Raw genomic sequence first — 23,713 nt, forward strand, 5'->3', positions numbered from 1 at the left:
CGCAGGGGGCGCAATGCGCAAAAAAAGCAATCCTGGTGCAGGATTGCTTTTACGGATCCGTATTTTATTGTTTTAAAGCCACTGCATACTTATTATGTTTAATCATTCTCGCTTTTTTTGCTTTATGCAGGGAAAACCACCAGAGACATAGCATAAATGGCACCATATAAAGCGGCCAGAGCTTGTGGGCAACAAGGATATAGTCATACAATCCATGCAAAATGACGGGAACCATTAACGAAAAAAGAATCCATTTTCTTTTTTCCGAGAGCTCGGAAAACTTTCCTTTTCCCATGTAATAGCCCATAATCACGCCAAATAATGCGTGACTGGAAACCGGAAGCAGCGCACGGCCGACAGCAAATTCAAGTCCGTTTCCTACTAAGTATAAAATATTTTCAAGTGTAGCAAAGCCCAGTGATGAAGCGACCCCGTACACTATGCCGTCGTAATGTTCATCAAAATGAACATGCGGATAGATGGTCACAAATAAAATAAACCATTTAAAAAATTCTTCCAAAAGTCCGCTCGAGAAAAAAGCCAGCAGCACCTTTGAGTCAATGATCTGTTCCGTCTCAAGCACATACTGAATAAACATGATCGGAAAAACAAGCAGCGCCCCGAAGGCAAATGACCGGAACACCATATAAATCGGCTCTGCTTCATATTGGTCCTTTAAATAGAAATAACTTAAAATGGCTAAGCCAGGGGCTATGCCGGCAGAAATAATGGCAATCATCCGCAGGCCTTCTTTCTTCAAAATTCTTCTATTTATAATGGTATCATGTTATCGTAAAATTGAAAATGAATTGCGAGAAAAGATATTGAACAACCGGAGGGGCTTATGAAACATATTTTTGTCATCCATACAGGCGGAACCATTTCGATGAGCGAAGATGAAACAACCGGCGAGGTCAAGCAGGGAGAATCCAATCCGCTGCTTAAGCATTTGCTTACGTTTAACGATATTGTGATTACTTCAAAAGAACTTTTTTATCTGCCTTCACCGCACATCACGCCAAAAGAAATGCTCGAACTTAAAGAAACGATTAAAAAAGCATGTCAAAAAGATCAAATAGATGGAATTGTGATTACACACGGAACGGACACATTGGAGGAAACAGCCTACTTTCTTGATTTAACTCTTAATGTACGGATTCCTGTCGTCATAACAGGCGCCATGCGCTCAAGCAATGAGCTCGGGTCGGACGGGCTGTATAACCTTGTTTCCTCTATTCAGGTGGCTGCGAGCACTGAAGCTGCAGATATGGGCGTGCTTGTCGTAATGAATGATGAGGTGCACTCGGCAAAAAACGCTACCAAGACCCACACCAGCAACGTTGCTACCTTCCAGAGTCCTCAGTACGGACCCATTGGAATTGTCAACAAGCGCGGAGTGGCTTTTCATCACAAACCTGTAAACCGCACTCATCTTAAAGCCGATCATCTGACGAAACAGGTCATGCTTCTTAAAGCTTATGCAGGGATGGACGACACAATTTTAAAGGCAATCGCCGAAGTGAAGCCTGACGGTCTTGTCATTGAAGCGCTTGGACAGGGCAACCTTCCGCCAACCTTAATGCCTGCACTTGCTAAACTTATGAATGCAGGCGTCAAAATTGTCATTGTTTCGAGATGCTTTAACGGCATTGTTCAGGATATTTATTCTTATGAAGGCGGAGGAAAAACACTGAAAGAAGCCGGCATTATCTTCAGCAACGGCCTGAACGGGCAAAAAGCCCGCCTGAAACTGATGATTGCTCTTGAGACAACACAGGATGCAGGCGAACTTCAGAAGATTTTTTCCTTTTAAAGAACCAGACAAAAAAAAGACATCACCTTATGGAGTGATGTCTTTTTTTGCTGCGATGTTTTCTGCAATCAGTCCGCCATGGAACCGTCCGTTTTCAATAAAGATTTCATTTGCGTTATTCCCGGCTGCAATGACGCCCGCAATATAAATGCCCGCTTCGTTTGTTTCCATCGTTTCTTCTGAAAAAGCAGGACGTCCCGTAGCGGGATCAATGTCCACACCCATTTTTGTCAGGAAAGAATGATCCGGATGATAGCCTGTCATCGCAAAGACAAAATCATTTTGGATCGTCACTTCTTCTTTGCAGTCTTTTTCATAGACAACTGTATCCTCTGTTATCCGCTTTAAGAGTGAATTAAATTTCATTTTAATGGTTCCGTTTCTGACAAGCGCTTCAAATTCAGGGAGAATCCAAGGCTTAACGCTTGGCGAATACGAACCGCCCCTGTAAATAACCGTGACTCTGGCCCCTGAGTGCACCAGTTCAAGCGCCGCATCGACGCTTGAGTTTTTTCCGCCCACAACGACGACATCTTTATCAAAAAATGGATGACCCTCTTTAAAGTAGTGAAACACCTTTGGAAGGTCCTCACCCTCAATGTTCATATAGTTAGGATGATCATAATACCCGGTTGCGACAATGATGTAATCTGCATTGTATGTATCCTTTGATGTTGAAACAATAAAGGACTTGCCTTCCTTTGTTACGCCTGTCACTTTTTCAAAGGCGTGAATTCTCAGACTGCTGCGCCTGACGACATCACGGTAATAGGCAAGCGCCTGAATTCTGTAAGGCTTCCTGTTTTCAGTAATAAACGGAATGCCTCCAATTTCCAGCTTCTCGGCTGTACTGAAAAAAGTCTGGTGTGTAGGATAATGATAAATAGAATTAACAATATTTCCTTTTTCTATAATAAGGGCATCGATCCCTTTTTCTTTTAAAGCAAGTGCCGCCGCAAGTCCGCATGGACCTCCTCCGATAATGATGACCTCTTCTTTTTTCACCATGTTCACTCCTGAATTTCTAGTTTTTGCTACATGCAAAAAAATCTCCTACCGGTAATGATAGGAGATTTCATGAACAGTTGCAAACAATTAACTTAAATCCAGCCTCTGAACCTTGACGCTTCCGCCATTTTGCGTACTCCCACCATGTAGGCAGCAAGGCGCATATCGACTCGTCTTGTCTGTGACGCATCGTAGATATTATTGAAGGATTTGACCATAACCTTTTCGAGCTTTTCCTCAACTTCTTCTTCCGTCCAGTAGTAGCCCTGATTATTCTGAACCCACTCAAAGTATGAAACCGTAACACCGCCGGCACTTGCAAGCACATCAGGAACGAGCAGAATGCCGCGGTCAGTCAGAATTTGAGTCCCTTCAATCGTTGTTGGCCCGTTCGCCGCTTCAACAACGATGCTTGCGCGGATGAGATGGGCGTTTTCTTCAGTAATCTGGTTTTCAATCGCTGCCGGTACAAGAATGTCGCAATCAAGCTCAAGCAGCTCTTTATTTGTAATCGTATCATTAAATAACTTTGTCACAGTACCAAAACTGTCTCTGCGGTCAAGAAGGTAGTCGATATCAAGACCATCAGGATCGTGAAGACCGCCGTATGCATCAGAGATTCCAATGACTTTGGCTCCTGCATCATGCATGAATTTCGCAAGGTAGCTTCCCGCATTTCCGAAGCCCTGCACGACAACCCTCGCGCCTTTCAGCTCAATGCCCTTTTTCTTCGCGGCTTCATGAATACAAATTGTTACACCTTTAGCAGTAGCTGATTCACGTCCGTGCGAACCTCCAAGAACAAGAGGCTTCCCTGTAATAAATCCAGGAGAGTTAAATTCATCGATGCGGCTGTATTCATCCATCATCCAGGCCATAATCTGTGAATTAGTAAAAACATCCGGTGCCGGAATATCTTTTGTCGGTCCGACAATCTGGCTGATTGCTCTTACATAGCCGCGGCTGAGCCGCTCGAGCTCACGGAATGACATATCACGGGGATCGCAGACGATTCCGCCTTTTCCTCCGCCGTATGGCAAGTCAACAATTCCGCACTTCAGGCTCATCCAGATTGACAGCGCTTTAACTTCAGTTTCGGTTACTCCAGGATGGAAACGTATTCCGCCCTTTGTAGGCCCTACTGCATCATTATGCTGCGCGCGATAGCCAGTAAAAATTTTAACTGAACCATCATCCATTCGAACAGGTATTTTTACCGTCATCATTCTCATCGGCTCTTTTAGTAATTCATACACTTCTTCAGGATAACCCAGCTTCTCCAGGGCTTTATGTATCACCGTTTGTGTTGATTTCAGCACATCATGCTTTTCTCGTTTATGATTGGTGCTCTTTTCGGCTACCATCGAGTAAACCTCCTACTGTCTCTTCAGGATGGGTGGAATGTCCACCTTTCATGACATAGTATACACCTTTGGCCCTTTTCTGCAAAGTAGAAATAGCGAAAAGAAAACGTATTTTTGTAAGCGATTTCAATGAAGTGGAGGATATGGATAAAACAGGATTCAAACACATAAGTATAGTTCGAAAGCTTAGAATAGTAAGACATCTTCATTGAAAGAAAAACCCGAAGTCTTTAAGACTGCGGGTTCTTCTTCCAGTAATAGGAATACAGCTTTTCTACAGCGAAGTCTTCAAGCAGGCACTTGCCATACTCATGTAAGTAATGGATGGATATCATCGATGGATTCCCGTATTCTGCGATAATGGATACAAGCGTATCAACATGTATTGGCTGGTGTTCGTCGAGTATAAGAAAAAAACGGTTTTGGTATGAATAGACTGTTCCTTCCTTCAGACCCTGAGAATAAAGAGCATTTGTCAGCTGGATAATGTCTTCAAATTCATGAAATTCATAGACAATGTCGCAATTCTGATCAAGCTTCACCTGCATTTCAATATAGTCATCCGCATAATCTTCATCGGATTCTTCTTCTTCATGGTTTTTGGTGACGATGATCACCATGCCTTGCGCCTGAAGAGAATAAACCTCTACAGCAATCGGGCCGCTCGCTTCAAATCCAAGCTCCTCACTTGCTTCGTCCATCATTTCCCTGAAAAGCTGATGCACTTTCAGAGAATCTTTCCATAAGTCTTCCTTTGTCAGTCCTCTGTCCATTAAATCATCTATGGTTAAGAAGATTTTGATCTTGTTATAGTTCAATCGCTCTAGCCGCATCCCTTACCCTCCTGCCGTCAGAACGTACTTTTTTCTTTATCATATGAATTGCAGGTGGGATGGTTCGCCTGATTTTCCAGCAAGTTTACACCAATCGGACAGGTTTAGAGAAGCAAAATGGTTCAGACAGACAGACGTTCTTTCAGCCAGGTGTCCCACTCTTCTTTTGTATTGCCGACAAACATGGATTCATATGGCTTCAGATCATCTCTTGAAACCTTATTAAAGCCGTTTCCACCGAGTCCTATTATGAGGTGTTCATGCTTTCCTCTGAGTTCACCTGCAGATGCGATTGTCTTTTCTACATTTTCCTGCAGAGTACAGGAGTAGAAAAGGAATTTCGGGTTCACTTCACCCAGAACAATATCGATATCTCCGTCAGCAATGCTTGTCCCCAAATAAATGACCTCAAACCCTTTTCTCCGGAGGTAGAGGGTGAAGATCAACAGGCCGAGTTCATGCCATTCGCCCGGTCCGCACACAGAGACCACTTTGGGAAGCAGTCCGTTTACCGGAAGAGTATGAAGGATGATGCCGATTCTTGATCTGAGAAAAGATGACGCAAAATGCTCATGGGCAGATGTAATTTTTCCGTTTTCCCACAGGTCTCCTATTTTAACAAGCAGCGTTCCGAGGATATCGATAAGCACTTTATCAATCGAGTAAAGACTGAAGGCTCTGTTAAGCAGCTCGTGGGCGGTGTTCTCATCAAATGAGAGGAGCGCAGTCATAAGCTCCTCTGTTAAATCCATTGACCGGTCGGAGGCATCCGGTGCTGCTGAAACGCTGACAGGGTCTTCTGAAGGCAGTTCGCTGTGTTCAAGAAGATTGACAGCCTGACTGATCGTAAACCCTTTATTCACCTTCGTGATCAGCCATTTTAAAATTTTTATGTGTTCTTCTGTATATAAGCGGTGGCCGGAATCATTTCTGACCGGTGCGATCATGTTATAGCGTCTTTCCCAGGCTCTGAGGGTTCCCGGCTGGATTCCAAGCATTTTGGAGACTGCCTTTATGTTGTATTTGCCTTCTTGACTGGACATATCAAATCCTCCAATTACAAAAATCACTGTAATCAAAGTATATAGGATTAAACACCTTGTGTAAACTTTGTATAACAGTTGAATAGTCTGATCTCTAGTATTTTCTGAAATTTCGAGGCATGTTTCTTTCAATGCGCTCTTTTCAGCTGTTGTCTGTGCAGGAAATAGGACGTGAGACCGTAGACGGCGCTGAAACAGGCTAATCCGGCTGTTTGCCAGATGCCGATTTGAGCTAATAGGGAGAAATTCAAAATAACACAAAAGGAAACGATTGAATGGACGATATTTCCTTCCTTTTTTAAAAGCTTCCAAGCATTCATAACAGCTTCTTTAAGCAAGGATGCGTGCAGAAGAAAGGAGACTGTAAAAAAAAACATGCCCAAAAAGGATCTGCCCGGAAACAGGGCAAGCCCCATAATGAATTCTGGAAAATGAAAAGGTAGCCTGACCGGCAGAAAGAAGCAGGACACACTGCCGGCAGCAAAGCCGGCGATAAGGCGCAAAAGCAGACTGAACAAAAAAACCCCTCCCCCACATCTTTATATGCAGGGAGAGGAGCTTTATTCATCTTCGTAAATGTCAAGTATCCGGAAGCCGGATTTTTCAATTCGTTCAATAAACCTGTTAATGTTGTCCTTCTTCTCTATCTTCATGACGATTCTTCTGACCATGCTCTCTGTTTCATCAAACGTAACAAGAGAGATAATGTCTTCGTGGAATTGCTTTGCAAGCTCTGTCAATCTCGCAATTCTTCCTTCTGTTTCCACAGAAGTAAAAGCAATTCTTACACCCTTTTTGTTCATTCCAAAAGCACTTTGAAATTGTTCAAGCACATCATACCGCGTAACGATTCCGAGGAATTCTTTTTCCACGCCGACTACAGCAATCAGGGGATAATCCTTCAGCTGCAGGAGCGTATTTTCAAAAATTTCTTCGCCTTCGAGATATACGTCAGTGTGTACAGCAATGTCCTCAGCCTTTTTCTCAGAAAGAAAAGCTTCTTTTTTTAACTCTGACTGGAAAAACTCTTCATAAAGATGAAATCTCGTCACAATGCCTATGTATGCTGCCCCTTTCAGGACAGGAACACCGTCAATCTTGTGATGTTCCAATTTTTCAAGGACTGTTTTTAATGAATCACCAGCTTCTGCATGTACCGTCCGGTTTTTCGGTATCATTGTACTTTTGACAAACATCGCATCACCCCATTAACGTTTTAGCATACATTCGCTTTTATCTGTCAAAATCCTCTGCGTTTCATGCAATTATTTGCTTTCAAAATAAAGATTAATGTCATAATGCTTCTTCATCATGTCATAAACCTCTCCTCTTTTTTTCCAATGATACGGCTGCGGCCATAGCTCTGAGCTTTTTCGGATGATTTCTGTGCGGAGGCCATGATATTCCTTTTCATATTTTTCTTCTTTTTTCTTATAATAACGGGCTGTTGCATAGCCTGATCCAAGCAGGAGCACGACGAAAAAATGCAGAACGCTGCCGACCAGCTCTCCAAGCATATACCCGATATTGCTTCCATTTGGAACGACAATAAACTGATAAACATACAGGAAATACACTAAACCGCCAAAGAGTGTGAACATCTGCCATTTGAAACAGTTTTTCTTATACCGGTCGTACTTTCTTTTTTTATTCAGCACGCTCTGCAGCATTTCCCTTGTTGCCTGATCTGTCGACCCGCCAAGCTCCAGTATTTGCTTTTCCACATGCATCACATCTCCCGATCGAACAAATTGTCTATAAAACTATATGATGCTGTCCGCCTTCTTATGAAATGCATGTACAAAAAAACACATGCGTTCTTCAGCATGCGTTTTACTGTTTGAGCGGTATTTTCAGGACTTGTCCTTCATAAACTCCGTCTCCGCTTAATTGATTCCATTGTTTGATCAGATCTTCTCCTGATCGTCCGCCATAATATTTAACAGATATGCGGTACAGGTTATCCTCAGGACCAACGGTATGTTCAACAATCCTGTAGTTCTCTTTTGGCTCAGCTGCGGCTTCCGGTTCCGGCTTTGGCTCTTTTTCGGGCTGAGGTTCGGGTTTTGTTTCAGAGGCTTCCCCCTGCCCTCCTGTGCCTGCAGAAAGGTCTGCTGAGGCTGTCATTGTCTCTGTTTGTTCCGTTTGGCCTTCCGGGGCCGCAGCAGAATTACTTTCATCCGGGGCCTGACTTGATTGATCGTCTGTTTCCTGCTCTTCATCATCTCCGTATTTTATCAGCACGTCTTCATAATCGGAAATATTTTCGCCATCAACGGTTTTGCTGCGTTCATCAAAATACGAAATGGTGTAATAAAAGCCGATGGGAAGCAGAAAAAAGAAAATGGCAAGCAAAGTGACTGCAGGATATTTATAAGGTGACTTTTTTTTCTCTTTCTTTTTGTGAATCTCGCTTCGTGAAGGGTAGCTCCCCGTCCGGGATTTCACGTCTTCAATTTTAGCTTTTTTGGCTAAAGCCGCTCTTTCCATTCTGCTCATCTTGTCACCTCCGTCTTATGTGATTCAAGCGAATTTGAATGGCAAACACTAAATCTATTAAAAAATGGGCAAATACCGTTACAAATAAATTCCCAGTCTGCTCATACACGAATCCCAGCAGCAGGCTGATCAGCACCACCATGCAAAAAAGCAGCCATTTTGACAAATATCTGAAATGGAGCACCGCAAAAATGAGGCTCGCTGCCCAAAAACCGAAATGCGTCTGCAGAATACCTCTGAAGAGCACTTCTTCTGTAAAAGAAATCAGCAGGCACAGAAAAAAAATGTGGGGAACAGAGCGGTTCCTGAACATTTTTTCATTGATTCCGCCGTCATCATACATATCTTCAGGCATCGTCTTCATGATGATCCAATCAAATATAAGAACAGCTCCTGCTGTCAGTCCTCCAATTAGGAGGATCTGGCCGGTGTCAGGCTTCCACAAGCCCGCAAATTCTGACACACCGTTAAATAATATCATACTCAAAACAGCGGAAATTGTAAGTAGTAAAATTTGAGTAAAGTAAAGCTGCTTCAGCAGCTGACTGTCACTCATGCTTTTAACAAGTTCATTTTGACGCTTTACCATGCTATCACTCGTTCTGGCCAAATACAGCCTTTAATTCTGTTTCCCAGTCAGGCAGCTGGTCATCCATCCTTCGCTTTGACTGATCCTGTTTCAGAAAAGACAGGCTCACCCCGCATCTGTCACAGCAGAGTTCCTGTTTTTGAAACGTTTCTTCCCCAAAGTATGCCAATATTCCTTTTCTTCTGCACTCCGGTGAAGACAGCCAGTGCAAGACGCCATCAAGCTTTTCAAGTTTCAACCGGCGCCGGTTTTCAATGCGGGAAAAAATCCAGTCGATTGCCTGTTGTTCTGAACCGCGAATCCCATTTTCAAAAGATGTCAAATGATGCAGGATAAACCTGCCCTGAATCTCACTTATCCCCGCCATGTTAAACGCATCTTCCGGGGTCATTCCGGATGACATGGCATACATGCATTCATGGAGCTGACTGTAGGTGCAGAACTCAGAATCGATCATGGAAAGCGGAAGATCACGGTCTCCTTTTCCAATCAGAGCGACGGCAGCACTTGGCAGCCCGTCTCTTCCTGCCCTTCCGATTTCCTGAACATAGGATTCCATTTGAGCCGGAAAATGAAAATGGATCACATAGCGCACATTCGCTTTGTTTACTCCCATCCCGAATGCGTTCGTACAGCATACGGCATCCAGCTGTCCGTATAGGAACTGATGCTGAATCAGCGTCCGCTGTTCCGGTTCCATGCCTCCGTGATAGAAAGCTGTGTTCTTAATGCCTTCAGCCTGTAAAAAAAGCGAAATGCTTTCTGTCCACTTTCTGCTTGCACAGTAAATGATTCCGGGTCCCTCAAGGGTCCGCACCAGCTCAAGAACCCGCTGAAGTTTTTCTTCCAATGAGGAATATTCCTCGATTTTGATGCTGATGTTGCTTCTGTTCACTGAATAGACGTGCCTGATCGTTTTTTTCATATTCAGTGATTGTTCAATGTCTGCTAAAACCTCTTTTGTCGCCGTCGCCGTCAGGGCAAGACATGGTGGATTGCCGAGGCTTTCTCTAAGTTCGCCCAATTTTGAGTAGTCCGGTCTGAAATCATGGCCCCACTGAGAGATGCAGTGGGCTTCATCGACAGCAAACAGGGATATTCGGACGGCAGAGAGTGCGGAAAGAACCGCTTCAGACTGAAGAATTTCCGGTGACGCAAAGATAAACCTGTACTGATTCAAATGAGAAAGAGCCCTCTGCCTTTCAAGATATGGAAGAGAGCCGTTTAGTCCAATCACCCTTTTTTCGCCCCGCAGGCCGATTTGCTGCACCTGGTCTTCCATAAGAGAGAGCAGAGGAGAAATAATCAGAACGGTTCCCTCAAGGAGATAGCCTGGAAGCTGATAGCACAGCGACTTTCCTCCGCCAGTCGGCAGCATGGCAAGGACATCCCGGCCTGACAGCACATCCCGAACGATATTTTCCTGCCCTTCCCGAAAGTGTTCATATCCAAAATAGCGGGACAATGCCTGCTGAACGTTCATAGCATCCTCCTAGGTTCTTGTGTAGGCAAGCCTGATCTGAAAGTAGCTGAACCGGTCATTTAAAGCCTCTTTTACGATTCGCAGCTGATGGGTATTCAGTTCTTGAATCTTGCGTGTAATCAGTGCAAGCCCCTCTTCTTCAAGAAACATTGAGATATCAAAACCGGAGTCATTTAAAGAGATCTCGACAATGTGGTCTTCTATCGTGCTTCTTTTCAAACGCCTTATGTCAGAAATCGCATCAATCGACTTTCCTGAGCGGATCAGATGAAGTGTTTTGGAAGCAGACTCAGTCAGGGAATCGCTTTTTGTCAAATCTTTTGAAACGGCATGCAGTATTGGATATGTGTGAATATTTTGCGCTGATTCCTTTAAAAAACGGTGAACAAGCCCCCAGAACAAGAGCCTGATGTATACTTCATCCTCATTAAATTTCTCGGCAAGCTGCTGGTAGGTGAACCCGATTCTGCTTTTGGAACTTAATTGATACACCCACACAGAGGCCGCTGTATGGTCGGCCCGCTTCAGAAATGCCTGCATCTCCTGATACATGCTGAAGGCAAGCTCTTCTTTTGAGAATGGCATTCCTTTAAGATAGGATTTCACCCATCGCTGCACTTTTTCATCTCTTATGACAGGCAGATAGCGCGCGCTCCCGGCTGCTGCATGTGAAAGCACCTGCGCGAGAAGGACGGTCCGCTTCCAGAAATGCACACCTGCCTGCGAATATAGAGTTCCGTCCAAATCTTTAGGAAGCGGCCTTTCCTTTATCCTATTTTCTTTATGAATGACGGCATCAGGATTCGGCCGGCATACATCGCCTTCAACGGGAAGCAGCCACCCGCTCTTTACAAGTCCCCCAATGGCTGCATCAAATTCTTTTCTTGAAAGATCGGGAAACATTCCAAAGAGGCGGGACAGACTGAAAAGTTTGCTGTCCTGGATGGTCTGGGAAGACTTTTTTCCTTTCAGCAGATGAAAGACAGCAGATGCCGTCCGTTCGCCTCTGAATTTCTCCAGACATTCCAGGTAAATACAATCCATATAAGTTAAAGTCATGGTCATCACCCTGCACTTTTTGACACGATTCGATATATCCTTTATTGTAACAGATTCTGTATAAAAAAAGGCGTTTAAAGTTGCGTTCAAAGGGTACCTTAAATACTAGAAACCCTTATATGATAAGTATTCTCAATGTACTTTACTATTGAAAAGTTTTAAAAACAGATTTACAATGTATAAATATAAAGAGGTACGCACTCGTTCAGACTTACGTTTTACTCGTGCGCTGACAAATGAATGAAAGTACCATATCATAGAGTGTAACCAAATCAGAGGAGGTTTTTTTGATGGCAAAGTATACAATTGTTGACAAAGATACGTGCATTGCTTGCGGTGCTTGCGGAGCTGCTGCACCGGACATTTATGATTATGATGATGAGGGTATTGCATTTGTAACCCTTGATGATAACCAGGGAATTGTTGAAGTTCCTGAGATCCTTGAAGAAGACATGATGGATGCATATGAGGGCTGCCCGACTGATTCCATCAAAATTGCTGACGAGTCATTTGACGGCGACGCATTGAAATTCGAATAGCATACGAAAACCCTCCGCATTTGCGGAGGGTTTTTTATTGGGCTTATGCAGCCCGTTTATAGTCATTTTGAGCATGAACCCATGTTTTCAGCTTGGCGAAGATCGCCATAAACACAAAGCCCATCACAATACCTTTGATTAAGTTAAACGGCAGAATACCACTAACAATCAGCGCTTTAAGCTCAGGCGCTGCCATTGCAGGTGCATTCAGGAACCACGTGTAGGCAGGAATAAACAAGTAATAGTTCAGGACGCTCATAGCACCTGCCATGAGGACAGTTCCTGCTGAAAGGCCGATTGCCAGCCCTTTCATGCTGTTCATTCTTCTGTACAGATAGGATGCCGGCAGAATATAAAGAACTCCAGCGGTGAAGTTAGCCAGCTGTCCGACAGGTACTCCAGCTGCATTGCCCATAATAATATAGTGAAGAACATTCTTAAGTGCCTCTACCATAATCCCTGCGCCAGGTCCGTAAAGAATGGCTGCAATAATGGCCGGCACGTCCCCGAAATCAAGCTCCAAAAAGCTTGAAAAACCAATCGGGAAATTAAAAATCATCAACACAAACCCAACACTCGCAAGCATCGCAATCGATACCTGCTTTTTGACTTTACTTTGCTGCATTGCTGCTTCTCTCCTTTTTCGATCCATCCGGAAAGAAAGGAAACGTCCTGTTTTTCCAAGAAAAAATAAAAACCCCAAGTGAAAAATCACTGTGGGGAGAATTTAATCAAGGTCAAATAAACGGTTAAAATCTTCATTTTAAACGCCAGAACCTCCATCTTCTCCCATCCAGACTTTACTGTCGGCTCTGGAATCTCACCAGATCCTGCCATCACAAGGACGGCTCGCGGGCTTTGGAAAAAATATCTTTCCTTACCGCCGGTCGGGAATTTCACCCTGCCCCGAAGATAGATCATGTTATTTTGTTTTCGAGATAAGTATACTGCATCTGTTTCAATTTGTGAATACATTTGCTTGCGAAACATCTTTCCAGCAAATGTCTTTATCGTTGTACCGCGTTAATGTTATTGACACAATAATCTTAATATGATAAATTATCTGATATTTACTAGATGTACTTAGGGGGATAAACATGTACCGAATTCTTGTTTCAGATTCAATGAGTGCAGACGGTCTGCAGCCTTTACTCGAAGCAGAACACGTCGAAGTTGTCCAGAAAAAAGCTGCCGAAGCAGAAGATGAGCTACATACATTTCATGCTTTACTGGTGCGCAGTGCCACAAAAGTCACAGACGAACTGATTGGAAAAATGACCTCTCTTAAGATTATTGCCAGGGCAGGGGTTGGAATCGATAACATTGATCTTGATGCTGCTACAAAGCACGGCGTCGTCGTCATCAATGCACCTGACGGAAATACCATCTCGACAGCTGAACATACATTTGCCATGATGACATCTCTCCTTCGCCATATCCCGCAGGCAACGGTATCTGTTAAATCCAATGAATGGAACCGGAATGCATTTGTCGGCACGGAGCTTTTCGGCAAAACGCTCGGTATCGTGGGACTCGGCAGAATCGGAACTGAAATTGCAAAGCGAGCACAGGCCTTCGGGGTAAATGTAATCGTATTTGATCCTTTTTTAACCCGCGACCGCGCAGCCAAAATATCTGTTAAAAGCGCCACATTGGATGAAGTTCTGACACAGGCGGACATTATCACCGTACATACACCTCTTACTAAAGAGACAAGAGGCCTGATCGGGGCTGAATCACTGCCGAAAACAAAAAAAGGCGTTTATTTGCTCAATTGTGCACGTGGAGGAATTATAGATGAGCAAGCCATCATCCCTTATCTTGAAAACGGCCATATTGCCGGTGTTGCCCTTGATGTATTTGAAACAGAGCCGCCGGAAAATCATTCGCTTCTGAAATTTGACAATGTGATTGCCACACCGCATTTAGGGGCATCAACAAAAGAAGCCCAGCTGAATGTAGCAGCTCAGGTTGCACAGGATGTTCTCGACTTCCTAGATGGAAAGATCGTCACTACTTCTGTGAACCTGCCTGCTCTGACAAAGGAAGTATTCGAAAAAATCCAGCCATTTTACAGGCTCGCAAAGAATATGGGCAATATCGTTTCACAGTGCATGAAAGAGCCTGTACATGATATATCCATTAAATACGAAGGTTCTGTTGCGGAACTTGAAACGTCTTTTGTAACAAAAAGCCTGATTGCAGGATTCCTGACTCCGCGCGTTGCATCAAATGTCAACGAAGTAAACGCAGGGATGATCGCTAAAGAGCGTGGCATCAGCTTCAGCGAAAAAATCACTTCGAATCAGTCAGGTTACGAAAACTGTATTACGGTGTCCATTCACGGAGACCAGACTACGTTTGAAATAAAAGGAACACATATTCCGCATTACGGCGAACGCATAGTCGGCATCAATTCCTTTAACATTGATTTCTATCCCGCAGGTCACCTTATCTATATTCAGCATACAGATAAGCCGGGAGTCATCGGACGCGTCGGAAGAATTCTCGGAGATCATGAAGTCAACATCGCAACGATGCAGGTAGGACGAAAAAATGCAGGCGGAGAAGCCATCATGATGCTGTCATTCGACCGCAAGCTTGATGATTCCCTCATTAAAACCCTTTCTGACATCGATGACATTGTGTCCATAAAACCTATCGAGCTATAAGGAATGAATCAAAAACGAGCAAGCAGTTGATCTGCTTGCTCGTTTTATATTCTTTTTACGGGAAGGTCAATAACAACTTTAGTGCCCTCTCCCACCTTGCTTGAATACGTGATGGTGCCGCCATGCGACTGGATGATTCTGTAGCTGACAGTAAGGCCGAGCCCTGTTCCTTTTTCTTTAACGGAATAAAACGGCTCTCCAAGGCGTTTCAGCCTCTCCTCTTCCATGCCTTCCCCGTCATCTTCAATCATGATGCGCGCTGATCCGCCTTCTTCAAAAAGAGAGATGGAAATCGTTTTTGATCCTGCTTCAATAGAATTTTTGATGATATTGATAAAAACCTGCTTCAGCTGATTCGGTTCGCAGTCAATCTCATTCATCCCTGCGTCCGACTGAAACAAAATGTTGACGCCGTACATATTCGCCTGTGATTCCAGCAGCGAAATCACGTTGCACATCAGCTTGCTTACATTTGTTTTCGTAAAGCGGATGTTTTGAGGCTTTGCCAGAACAAGCAGCTCTCCGACAATCTCATTGATCCGGTCAAGCTCATTTTCCATAATCTCATAATACAGTTTATTCACACTGTCGTTTTTGTTCATCAGCTGAACAAACCCTTTTAATGAGGTGAGCGGATTTCTAATCTCGTGAGCAACGCTCGCGGCAAGGCCTCCGACAACACTGAGCTTTTCTGCTTTTTGAAGGCGGTCCTCCGCTTCTTTCATCTGGGTGATGTCCCGTCCGATAACGACAAGGGCTTTCCTCGAACCGTCATCGTTGAACAGCGGAACCTTAATCGTATCAAACGTTTTAAAGCTTCCGTCCGGCTGCGGAATCTGTTCTTCACTTCTGCTGACAGATCCGCTCATCCAGGTCTGCTCGTCCGATTCCTCGCAATAGAGAAGTGCCTCCCTGTAAAATTCCGTATATTCAGCAAGATCCCTGTCCCGCTTCCCCTTGTAATCCACTCCCTGAAGGTCAAACAGATTCAACCCGAATGTATTTACCTCAATCCAGCGGCCCTCACCGTCTTTAAAGTTAACAAAGTCCACCATAGAATTAATAAGCGACAGCAGCTTTTCTTTTTCACGCTCAAGCTCTTGAAACTGTTCATTTTTGCTGATCAAATATTTTATGAAGATAAAAGTGGCTGCAATGAACAACACAGCTTTTATTTTTGAAATTGCAATAAATGTGTAGATGTCATAATCAAGCAGTGCAATCAAATGGTCTGTGCCAAATACCCACACGATGCTTAGTAAAACATAGAAATATAAAACCTTTTTCATTTTTGACATGTATGTCTCCCGAAATTAAGATGTAGACTTCCATTTTACTACTAAATCCGGGAAAAGGGATAGGCATTGGCTGAAATTTTTACAGCAGGAATGTTTTTTCATGTAAAAAAAGACCGCGGGCATCAGCCTGCAGTCTCCTTCTTCAATCTAATGGAACTTCTTTCCGCTCGCCTTTTGAAAATGTCATCAGCGAAGTGTAGCCCACTCTCTTAGCAAGAGCCACAGCCTGGTCATAATCTGCGCCAACATCACCCGGGACATGCGCATCCGAAGATAGGACAATCGGAATTTGCTTTTGATGGCACAGCTTTAAGAGCCTTTCATCAGGATACAGTTCACCGACTGGCTTTCTTAGCCCTGCAGTGCTGATCTCAACGCATGTCTTGGACTGGGCAAGAGCATCTGTCGCCCGGTCATACTGCTTCATCAGAAACTCTTCATCATCCGGGACGTATTTAAAAATTTTGACAAGATCCAGGTGGCCGACGATATCAAACAGATTCGATTGGGCAAGGGTTACGACCTGGCCGAAATAGTGTTCATATACTTCTTTTACATTACGCTTGTCCCATTCATGCAAATATTCCTTCAGGTCAATTCCAAAGTCATCCACCCAGTGTATGGAACCGATCACATAATCAAAATCATATGTATCAATAAACGACTTCATTTCAGCATGTCTGCCAGGCGTATAGTCCATTTCGATCGACATTTTCACATCAATTCCCTGATTCCATGCTTCGTGAAAAAGAGACACGTAATCCTTCATATCATAGTAGCGCCTCTCATCTACCCATGGGTTGCTCAGAATGTTTTTTGTCTGATAAAAATGATAGGCATGCTCGGAAATTCCGAAATGCTGGATGCCTTTTGCGGCAGCTTCATCTGTAAATTCCTTCAAATAATCAAGCGTCAAAGTGCCTCTTTCGAGATGATTGTGATAGTCGGTGCGCATTGTCTGCTCCCCCCGCGAAGTTTTGTCCTATTATATCGCTTTTTGGAAAGTGTGACAATGTATTTTCAGTTTATTTAGAAGAAGCTGAAGAATGAGTAATTTTCAGCGTTTGGTCAGGAAAAATCGCTTCAGATGACAGATCATTTTCTTGCTTCAGCTGCTGCACTGTGATCTGTAGCTGTTCAGCTATTGAAAACAGGGTGTCTCCTTTTTTAACGGTGTACTGGCTCACGGAAGCCGTTCTTTGCTCAATCATCAGCTTCTGGCCTGCGTATAAATGGTCAGATACAAGGCCGTTTATCTTCTTCAGACCTTCTACGCTCAGTCCATTTTTGTTGGCAATTCCCCACAGCGTGTCCCCTTTTTGGACAGTGACAGATCCATCTTCAGCAGCAGGCTGTGCCGTCGCGGGTATTGCTTCTATAGAGTGGGCTGCCACCATGATAAATGGATCAACAGCCTGTTTTTTGTCGTATGTCCATTTTCCTTTATGTACTTCAAAATGCAGATGAGTTCCTCTTGAAACACCGGTATTGCCGATCACGCCGATTTTTTGGCCCCTTGCTACTTGTTCCCCTTCTAAAACGGTCCTTTTGCTCAGATGGGCATAGACCGTTTCATATCCTTCAGGGTGAGAAATAAAGACGACGTGGCCGTATGTACTTGAAAGATAGGATTTTGTCACGGTTCCTGACTGTACGGCTGAAATGGCCGTTCCTTCAGGTGCTGCGATATCAATTCCTTTATGTTTTCCGCTTCTTGTTCCGAATGTGTCTGTTATCGTGCCCTTGACGGGATGAATCCAGCTTTTGTCTTCAGCTGGACTTTCTGCTTTTGCCAGTGTTCCTCCGACAAAGAGCAACATGACGCATATTCCGACAATCAGAGCGATGGATAACCTTCTTAGCAAATCTAACATGAGTTCCCCCTAGTTTGTTCATTTGTCAAAAAATGACCAATACTAGTATTATGCAGTCTTTGCCAATTCATACGTTAAAGTTGTGTGAAGACGTGGGGGGTTGAGTGAGTGTTATTTTTGCAGCATCCTGTTAGATAAGACTTAATTATTTACTGTTATCTTTAATGGAAGGCTGACTTTGTGGGGATTGTTGGTCTGAAGGTATACCCGTTTCCTTGCGCTCCAGTCACTTGCTTTCCGCGGGGAGTGCCGGGAGCCTCCTCACTTCGTTTGTGGGGTCTCCCGTGCCCTCTTTATCCCGCAGGAGTCAAGTGCCTTCCGCTTCAGTCCACTGGTGAGTCGGGAATAAACTGCAGGCGGGAGTATATAGTATAAAAACATTCATTAATTCAATGTGACGGTCCTAGTCATTCAATTTACGTTATGGGAGAAGAAGCAAAAATACTCAGTTCCTTATTAAACTGAGTGAATCAGGTATTCAAATAAAACACTCGAATATAGAAGAAGTAAAGTTACGCTACACCAAAAACGTGAGACATGATAATGCCTGTAATTAATCCAGCAATAAGAAAAGTTGGGATAGACAGTAAAATCTTTTTTCTTAATGAAATCGTATAAAACTGTTTATACAATCTGGCCAAAAGAGTGAAAAAAACAACAAAAATAGATAGAGATATTATAGTTGCTACTAAATCAACTTCTGTAAAGGGCGGATTGAGGTAACCATCAAAATAATAATTTACAATAACCAATAAACTAAACAATATAAACTCATAAGAAAGAAATTTCAAATAATGCATTAACTACACCTCTTATCTACAATGTAACTGATCATCACTCAATATCCCGCCAGATTCCACAATAAGAAAAGGAGATCACGCTTTGCAGTAATCGCCCCTTATACCGGAATAAATTTAATGCTTGGACTATAGCAATCCATTTTTCCGTTAATATTTTATAAAGGTTTTCTCTTAAACAATTTTAATAAACCAAAGAGAATGGAATATATAATAAATACATTCAAAAGAAGTCCCCATATTTCAAAACTGAATTGACCATCTCCATAGTAACCAAGCCATTGAGCCGGTATCCCAAAGAATCTATAAGTGCCCTCATTCCAGTATCCTATGTTAGGAATAAAAGCTATTAAAACCGTTAGAATTAGCGCAATGAGAATAAGAAATTTCTTATTAATTGATCTCAAAACAGAATCAACTCCATATATTTAAGCCTCAATCCCTTTTGAACTAGAGCGCCCTCCATTTTAAATTAGGGAAAGATCAGTCCTTATCCCTAATCATTAAATTGGCCAGTATCCCACATACAATAATAGTCAATCCAGCAAAAATTCCGGCGTATATTCTATTGTTCCAGTCTATAAGAAAATTTGCGATAGTCATTACTGTGGCAGCAATAAAGGACATGAGAATTGTCTGAGGGATATTTAATTTCAATTTTAATTTTTCCATAAAAATATCTCCTATTCAGTTTTAGTGTTACTTCGATTAGTGAAGAATTACTTAAGGGTTATTTACAGATACCGTTTCTTCAAACTTCAATCCAAAGTGACTATATGTTATATGCAATCTTTCTATGGGTTCGTTATGTACAACACTTATTCCATAACTTTTATCATTTATAGTTGCCGTTCCATCATTCATCTTTTCTAACTGGGTTATTGGTGATGTGTCGGACTCAATATCAATAGTATCAATATTACTAATGCCAAATTCCTTTTCGTCGAACGTTTTGGATATAACGAAACCTTTAAGGGGATTTGTGACCTGTATTTTAAGCTTTATAGGTTCATTGTAATTATTCACCAGGACTTCATTAATCTTCAGTTTCCCAAACCCCTTATTCCCTATTGCAACAACAACTGCTTTATTATCTTGTGTTGAACCAACTGTACCACTGACCAATGGAGAATTGATTTTGAGAAAAGAATAAAGTCCAACAAGTACTATTATTATGCTTAGAGCTATAATCAAAATGAATTTCTTCATGTTCCTTAACCCCCTTACTATGAGGAGATGATCAATTTGTGCAGAAATCGCCTCCGATTGTTAAATATCAAAAAACGAATTTAATGAAATAGGTCTCTAATTTCTAGGAGGGCTTTTCTTGATTCTTCTATTTTATATACTTCCAGTTCAAATGAGCCTTTTTGTTGTACGGGTTCAAGAACAGGATTAAGATCACTTGAATAATACGTTTTATTTAATGTATATCTGATTTGGCAAGTCGAAGGACTTACCTTATTCGCATTAATAATCACTTCTTCAGGGCTCATACTTGTAAAAGTATGCTGAAAAGTATCTATAAAAGAAATATCTTTGCTTTCACCCAAAAATTTTTCAATGTTTGATAATTCAATCCAGACATTTGGTAAAGCTGCTGTAAATCCCCGATTATGAACTTCTAAGTCTACACATATGCTCGGCAAACGATATTCCACTTCTTTTAATATATATTCGAAATAAGAGAACTCATCTTTTGAAAATATCTTTGTCATCTATAACCAAATCCTTTTTATTGCTTAAATAAAATCTTTCGTAAAAGAGATATGTACCTATGTGCCGCAATCTATTGTTGTCTAAAATCATATTTGCCACCAGGAACCTTTAATGTATGACCGTTTATTACTACGGTCTCATTATCTGTCCAAGTAATATTTGCAGAGTTCTCACGATAGTTCCAATATATATTTTTTGATTTGTTTTCTTCTTTATTGAATACTAATTCACCTCGAATCGAATAAGAGGTGGTTGCTCCTCCATTCGTGATATATGCTTTTAAGGTGTACTTCCCATCCGGTGATTTAACTTCAGTAAGATACGATCCTGTGGGCAGCCTGTTCATATCATAAAAGGCCCAGTAAACTCCATATCCTAAAAATGCCATTACCAATAATCCAACTATTGAAATTCTAATAAATATCACTTTGTACTTTCTATTTACCTCATCTTCAGAAGTCATATTTTTCTGTTTTAAAAACATCTTTTTTACTCCTTTACCTAAATCAAATTACATTTACTACATCACTCCTGCCTAACGATTTTCAATTAGTCTTCTAATGGCATCTACAACTAATGCTGGTTCATCATTTTGTATGTAATGTGTACTGTCTTCAGCAATCATAAATTCACTGATAGAAGATATTTGAAGAAGTTCTTCTTGCATTGTATTCCATAAATCTTGTGACTTGGATGAGTAGTGATTTTTTTTGCCTGCAGAAAGGACTATTAAGGGAATGTTTAATTTCTTTTGGTCTTCTTTTATTTGATTTAAACTTTGCATAAATTCTTCATAATTACCTTCGTGAACAAATTGCTTATTGTAAGCTTCTTGAAACTCTTGAGACATCGTTGGAAGAAATCTTTCTCTGTAATCCTCAGGAGTAGAGTCCACTAGAAGCAGCCCACAAACATTTTCAGGATAATTACTCGCAAATAGCCGTGCATTTACACCCCCAAAAGAGTGTCCTACAAGTATATATGGAGGAATAATATTCAATTTATCTAAAAGTTCTTTCAGTTCTTTTACCATCTCTCGGCTATTTCTAGGATTAGAACCTGGCTCGCTTCTGCCTAAACCTGCTCTATCATACACAATAACTTCTGTCAGCAGAGAAACTTCAGAAATTATGGCATTCCACCCTTTTGAATAATCCCCATACCCAGCATCCATAACAACGGTTGGCTTATCCTTTTTTTCTCCAAGCAAGTTAGCAAACATTAAAAAATCACATACTTTTATATACATCTCTTTAGACATATTGATAAGATCCCCACTTTTTTGTGCCTTTGTTAATAGACATTAGCTTATTTAATTTAACCCTTTAACGAATTAACCAATATTTACAATAATATCACAAATATCCCATCTGCTAGCCAGAAAATCTGAAGCCATAAATAAAGTCACAGCACCCTCCTGCTTTTTTTGATAACGGCAAAAAAAAAACCTAAAGCGTCATGCTAAGAGTTTCGTTTAGGGAAGGAAAACCTGAAATCACACGTTATTTAGAAGGGGGAATAGCTTAAGAAGTAGCAGGCTAATTCGCCCCTCTTTTAGCGGTGTTTTTTTTGCATAATAAAACACAGTTCATTATTGAACTGAATTAATACGCCGCCGAGTGCGGAGAAATATATTATTTTCTTTTTCGAACTGAAATAGCACCTAAAATAGCTAAAAATAACTTTTTCACTAAATCCTACATCCCCTGTTTATAAAATTCTTTACGAGTTATCTCTTCTTTATTTTTCGATAATATAATGATTTCATAAGTATCAATTGCTCGTAAAGTAGAAGGTAGATTATTTGCTACGACACATTCATTAGCTATATTAATAAGTTTGTTTAGATTCTCATCGCCCTTTAAATTGTTTTTCTTAAATGATGTCTTAATGAAAATTTTTATAGGTTTAGGATTAAAATCAATTGCGACCCCCGCATATTCATCTGTATTCTTCTTTAAGGCATCATCTATTTCTTTAGTGACTTCCATCCAGCCGAGCTCAACATCATTAGCTTGGAGTGGTTGGATACCCTCAGACTCTGTAAATGTAAATTTTGTCCCTAGGTAAAATAGGAAAATAAATAAAAAAATAATAATTGCTGCTTCTACTGCATTTTTTCTCTCATTATTTTTTAATTCTTTATCATCTCTATATTTTTGTTGTATTCTTCTTATTAAATCTTTATTCATTAAAGGGCCGCCCCTGTTCATAGTGAATTCTGTTGAATCCGGTATAAAGTTCAATAAGACATCAATTTGCTGATTCATTTAGAAGATTCTTTTCTTTTTTCAAAAGGATATTTTAAATGCTGCCCAATTCCTCAATAAGAAAAGGCGATCCACTTTGATGCAATAACCCCCTAAACTTGAATAAAAAAATCAGCTAATCTCGCAACATTTAATTAATTTCGAAATGACTTCTGATTTTTTTCTGATGTCGAAAATATTTTCAATAGGCAGTACTGCATACCACGAATTAAAAGTATTTTCAGTTAACACAGGATTATCATATATCAAATCTATTCTTAACCTTTTATTCACATTTAGAGAGTTAGATAAATCCCTATAGACCTCATTCATTCTATTCTCATCAAATACACTTTCAATCGAAATTTTTCCGTATATCCCATTCCACCAAGTTACAAAGGATTTAACACTCTCAGAATATCCAAATACTCCTGTTTCATTGTCCTTAAACAATTTTTGATAAAATGTTTTATCCAGATTTAATGTTCCATTATGATCGTATAAGCCGCTTTGACAATTTCTAATTACTGTCTCGTTCCATACTTCTGTAAAAATATTTTCAAATTCATCTTCTAAGAGCCCCCACGTTGAACTATAAACGTATGGAAACAAAGGATTTTCCCGGTCTTGATTTTGACTGTTTATATATATGTTTTGGACATAAATCAAATAATTCAAGGAATAAGGAGCGTTAACTTCCAGTTCAAATCCGCTAAGTCCTACTTCCTTTTGAGTATCCTCCATAAGTCTTTTCCCTCCTGCTCCCAAACAAAATAACCAATATTTACAATAATATCACAAATATCCCATCTGCTAGCTGGAAAATCTGGAACCATATATAAAGTCTCAGCACCCTCCTGCTTTTTTTGATAAC

27 protein-coding genes and 1 riboswitch are annotated in these 23,713 nt (G+C 41.4%); of the genes, 3 read left to right on the forward strand and 24 right to left on the reverse strand.

What is annotated here, in order from left to right; translation table 11 throughout:
• Nucleotides 1-64: 64 nt before the first annotated feature.
• Nucleotides 65-739 carry a glutamic-type intramembrane protease PrsW gene (gene prsW / locus AZ46_RS08325; protein ID WP_029280210.1) on the reverse strand — a complete coding sequence of 225 codons (675 nt, stop codon included), beginning with the start codon at nucleotides 737-739 and terminating at the stop codon, nucleotides 65-67.
• Between the two features lie 105 nt (nucleotides 740-844).
• Between prsW and AZ46_RS08330 the strand changes: the two genes are divergently transcribed.
• Nucleotides 845-1,813: an asparaginase gene (locus AZ46_RS08330; protein ID WP_029280208.1), complete on the forward strand. Its 969-nt coding sequence runs from the start codon at nucleotides 845-847 to the stop codon at nucleotides 1,811-1,813.
• A 27-nt stretch (nucleotides 1,814-1,840) separates the two neighbouring features.
• On the opposite strand, the gene AZ46_RS08335 is transcribed toward AZ46_RS08330, so the two are convergent.
• The 11 genes from AZ46_RS08335 to AZ46_RS08385 form a co-directional block, all read right to left on the reverse strand.
• Nucleotides 1,841-2,818 (reverse strand): YpdA family putative bacillithiol disulfide reductase, encoded by a 978-nt coding sequence (locus tag AZ46_RS08335; protein WP_029280206.1) that lies wholly within the window; start codon nucleotides 2,816-2,818, stop codon nucleotides 1,841-1,843.
• 95 nt (nucleotides 2,819-2,913) lie between these two features.
• A complete protein-coding gene (locus AZ46_RS08340; RefSeq protein WP_029280204.1) occupies nucleotides 2,914-4,185 on the reverse strand; it encodes a Glu/Leu/Phe/Val family dehydrogenase in 1,272 nt (423 codons plus the stop codon).
• 230 nt (nucleotides 4,186-4,415) lie between these two features.
• Nucleotides 4,416-5,018, reverse strand: coding sequence for a genetic competence negative regulator (locus tag AZ46_RS08345; protein ID WP_029280203.1), 603 nt, complete (start codon nucleotides 5,016-5,018; stop codon nucleotides 4,416-4,418).
• A 122-nt stretch (nucleotides 5,019-5,140) separates the two neighbouring features.
• Nucleotides 5,141-6,061 carry a MerR family transcriptional regulator gene (locus AZ46_RS08350; RefSeq protein ID WP_029280202.1) on the reverse strand — a complete coding sequence of 307 codons (921 nt, stop codon included), beginning with the start codon at nucleotides 6,059-6,061 and terminating at the stop codon, nucleotides 5,141-5,143.
• Nucleotides 6,062-6,189: 128 nt separating this feature from the next.
• Nucleotides 6,190-6,579, reverse strand: a complete 390-nt coding sequence (locus tag AZ46_RS08355) for a hypothetical protein (protein ID WP_029280200.1) — start codon at nucleotides 6,577-6,579, stop codon at nucleotides 6,190-6,192.
• 42 nt (nucleotides 6,580-6,621) lie between these two features.
• Nucleotides 6,622-7,257, reverse strand: coding sequence for a CBS domain-containing protein (locus tag AZ46_RS08360; protein ID WP_029280198.1), 636 nt, complete (start codon nucleotides 7,255-7,257; stop codon nucleotides 6,622-6,624).
• Between the two features lie 69 nt (nucleotides 7,258-7,326).
• Nucleotides 7,327-7,785 carry a DUF2663 family protein gene (locus AZ46_RS08365; protein ID WP_158001628.1) on the reverse strand — a complete coding sequence of 153 codons (459 nt, stop codon included), beginning with the start codon at nucleotides 7,783-7,785 and terminating at the stop codon, nucleotides 7,327-7,329.
• Nucleotides 7,786-7,894: 109 nt separating this feature from the next.
• Nucleotides 7,895-8,560, reverse strand: a complete 666-nt coding sequence (locus AZ46_RS08370; RefSeq protein WP_029280194.1) for a LysM peptidoglycan-binding domain-containing protein — start codon at nucleotides 8,558-8,560, stop codon at nucleotides 7,895-7,897.
• Between the two features lie 4 nt (nucleotides 8,561-8,564).
• Nucleotides 8,565-9,149: a CPBP family intramembrane glutamic endopeptidase gene (locus tag AZ46_RS08375; protein ID WP_029280192.1), complete on the reverse strand. Its 585-nt coding sequence runs from the start codon at nucleotides 9,147-9,149 to the stop codon at nucleotides 8,565-8,567.
• Between the two features lie 4 nt (nucleotides 9,150-9,153).
• On the reverse strand, nucleotides 9,154-10,632 hold the full coding sequence (locus AZ46_RS08380) for a RecQ family ATP-dependent DNA helicase (protein WP_029280190.1): 1,479 nt from the start codon (nucleotides 10,630-10,632) through the stop codon (nucleotides 9,154-9,156).
• Nucleotides 10,633-10,641: 9 nt separating this feature from the next.
• A complete protein-coding gene (locus tag AZ46_RS08385; protein ID WP_029280189.1) occupies nucleotides 10,642-11,691 on the reverse strand; it encodes a YpbB family protein in 1,050 nt (349 codons plus the stop codon).
• Nucleotides 11,692-11,981: 290 nt separating this feature from the next.
• On the opposite strand from AZ46_RS08385, the gene AZ46_RS08390 reads away from it, so the two are divergent.
• Nucleotides 11,982-12,230, forward strand: a complete 249-nt coding sequence (locus tag AZ46_RS08390; RefSeq protein ID WP_029280187.1) for a ferredoxin — start codon at nucleotides 11,982-11,984, stop codon at nucleotides 12,228-12,230.
• Nucleotides 12,231-12,273: 43 nt separating this feature from the next.
• Here the strand turns inward: AZ46_RS08390 and AZ46_RS08395 are convergent, their stop codons facing one another.
• Nucleotides 12,274-12,855 (reverse strand): ECF transporter S component, encoded by a 582-nt coding sequence (locus AZ46_RS08395; protein WP_029280185.1) that lies wholly within the window; start codon nucleotides 12,853-12,855, stop codon nucleotides 12,274-12,276.
• Between the two features lie 152 nt (nucleotides 12,856-13,007).
• Nucleotides 13,008-13,148, reverse strand: a riboswitch (FMN riboswitch).
• A 179-nt stretch (nucleotides 13,149-13,327) separates the two neighbouring features.
• Here AZ46_RS08395 and serA point away from each other — a divergent pair.
• On the forward strand, nucleotides 13,328-14,902 hold the full coding sequence (gene serA / locus AZ46_RS08405; protein WP_029280183.1) for a phosphoglycerate dehydrogenase: 1,575 nt from the start codon (nucleotides 13,328-13,330) through the stop codon (nucleotides 14,900-14,902).
• A 44-nt stretch (nucleotides 14,903-14,946) separates the two neighbouring features.
• Here serA and AZ46_RS08410 read toward each other — a convergent pair whose 3' ends face one another.
• The 11 genes from AZ46_RS08410 to AZ46_RS08465 all read right to left on the reverse strand — a co-directional run bounded on the left by AZ46_RS08410 (nucleotide 14,947) and on the right by AZ46_RS08465 (nucleotide 23,583).
• Nucleotides 14,947-16,200 carry an ATP-binding protein gene (locus AZ46_RS08410; RefSeq protein ID WP_029280181.1) on the reverse strand — a complete coding sequence of 418 codons (1,254 nt, stop codon included), beginning with the start codon at nucleotides 16,198-16,200 and terminating at the stop codon, nucleotides 14,947-14,949.
• A gap of 142 nt (nucleotides 16,201-16,342) precedes the next feature.
• A complete protein-coding gene (locus tag AZ46_RS08415) occupies nucleotides 16,343-17,155 on the reverse strand; it encodes a histidinol-phosphatase (RefSeq protein ID WP_029280179.1) in 813 nt (270 codons plus the stop codon).
• A 70-nt stretch (nucleotides 17,156-17,225) separates the two neighbouring features.
• Nucleotides 17,226-18,074, reverse strand: coding sequence for a M23 family metallopeptidase (locus tag AZ46_RS08420; protein WP_029280177.1), 849 nt, complete (start codon nucleotides 18,072-18,074; stop codon nucleotides 17,226-17,228).
• 512 nt (nucleotides 18,075-18,586) lie between these two features.
• A complete protein-coding gene (locus AZ46_RS08425) occupies nucleotides 18,587-18,874 on the reverse strand; it encodes a hypothetical protein (protein WP_029280175.1) in 288 nt (95 codons plus the stop codon).
• A 480-nt stretch (nucleotides 18,875-19,354) separates the two neighbouring features.
• Nucleotides 19,355-19,543, reverse strand: coding sequence for a hypothetical protein (locus AZ46_RS08435; protein WP_029280171.1), 189 nt, complete (start codon nucleotides 19,541-19,543; stop codon nucleotides 19,355-19,357).
• 51 nt (nucleotides 19,544-19,594) lie between these two features.
• Nucleotides 19,595-20,080, reverse strand: coding sequence for a hypothetical protein (locus AZ46_RS08440; protein WP_029280169.1), 486 nt, complete (start codon nucleotides 20,078-20,080; stop codon nucleotides 19,595-19,597).
• Between the two features lie 80 nt (nucleotides 20,081-20,160).
• Nucleotides 20,161-20,589, reverse strand: coding sequence for a hypothetical protein (locus tag AZ46_RS08445; RefSeq protein ID WP_029280166.1), 429 nt, complete (start codon nucleotides 20,587-20,589; stop codon nucleotides 20,161-20,163).
• 71 nt (nucleotides 20,590-20,660) lie between these two features.
• Nucleotides 20,661-21,074, reverse strand: a complete 414-nt coding sequence (locus AZ46_RS08450) for a DUF5412 domain-containing protein (RefSeq protein WP_267881648.1) — start codon at nucleotides 21,072-21,074, stop codon at nucleotides 20,661-20,663.
• A gap of 51 nt (nucleotides 21,075-21,125) precedes the next feature.
• Complete coding sequence (locus tag AZ46_RS08455; RefSeq protein WP_029280162.1) at nucleotides 21,126-21,851, reverse strand: alpha/beta fold hydrolase; 726 nt, start codon at nucleotides 21,849-21,851, stop codon at nucleotides 21,126-21,128.
• Nucleotides 21,852-22,287: 436 nt separating this feature from the next.
• Nucleotides 22,288-22,782, reverse strand: coding sequence for a hypothetical protein (locus AZ46_RS08460; protein ID WP_029280161.1), 495 nt, complete (start codon nucleotides 22,780-22,782; stop codon nucleotides 22,288-22,290).
• Nucleotides 22,783-22,971: 189 nt separating this feature from the next.
• Nucleotides 22,972-23,583 (reverse strand): hypothetical protein, encoded by a 612-nt coding sequence (locus tag AZ46_RS08465; RefSeq protein WP_051865371.1) that lies wholly within the window; start codon nucleotides 23,581-23,583, stop codon nucleotides 22,972-22,974.
• Nucleotides 23,584-23,713 lie beyond the last annotated feature (130 nt).

The sequence above is a fragment of the Metabacillus indicus LMG 22858 genome, from assembly GCF_000708755.2.
Lineage (GTDB): Bacteria > Bacillota > Bacilli > Bacillales > Bacillaceae > Bacillus_P > Bacillus_P indicus.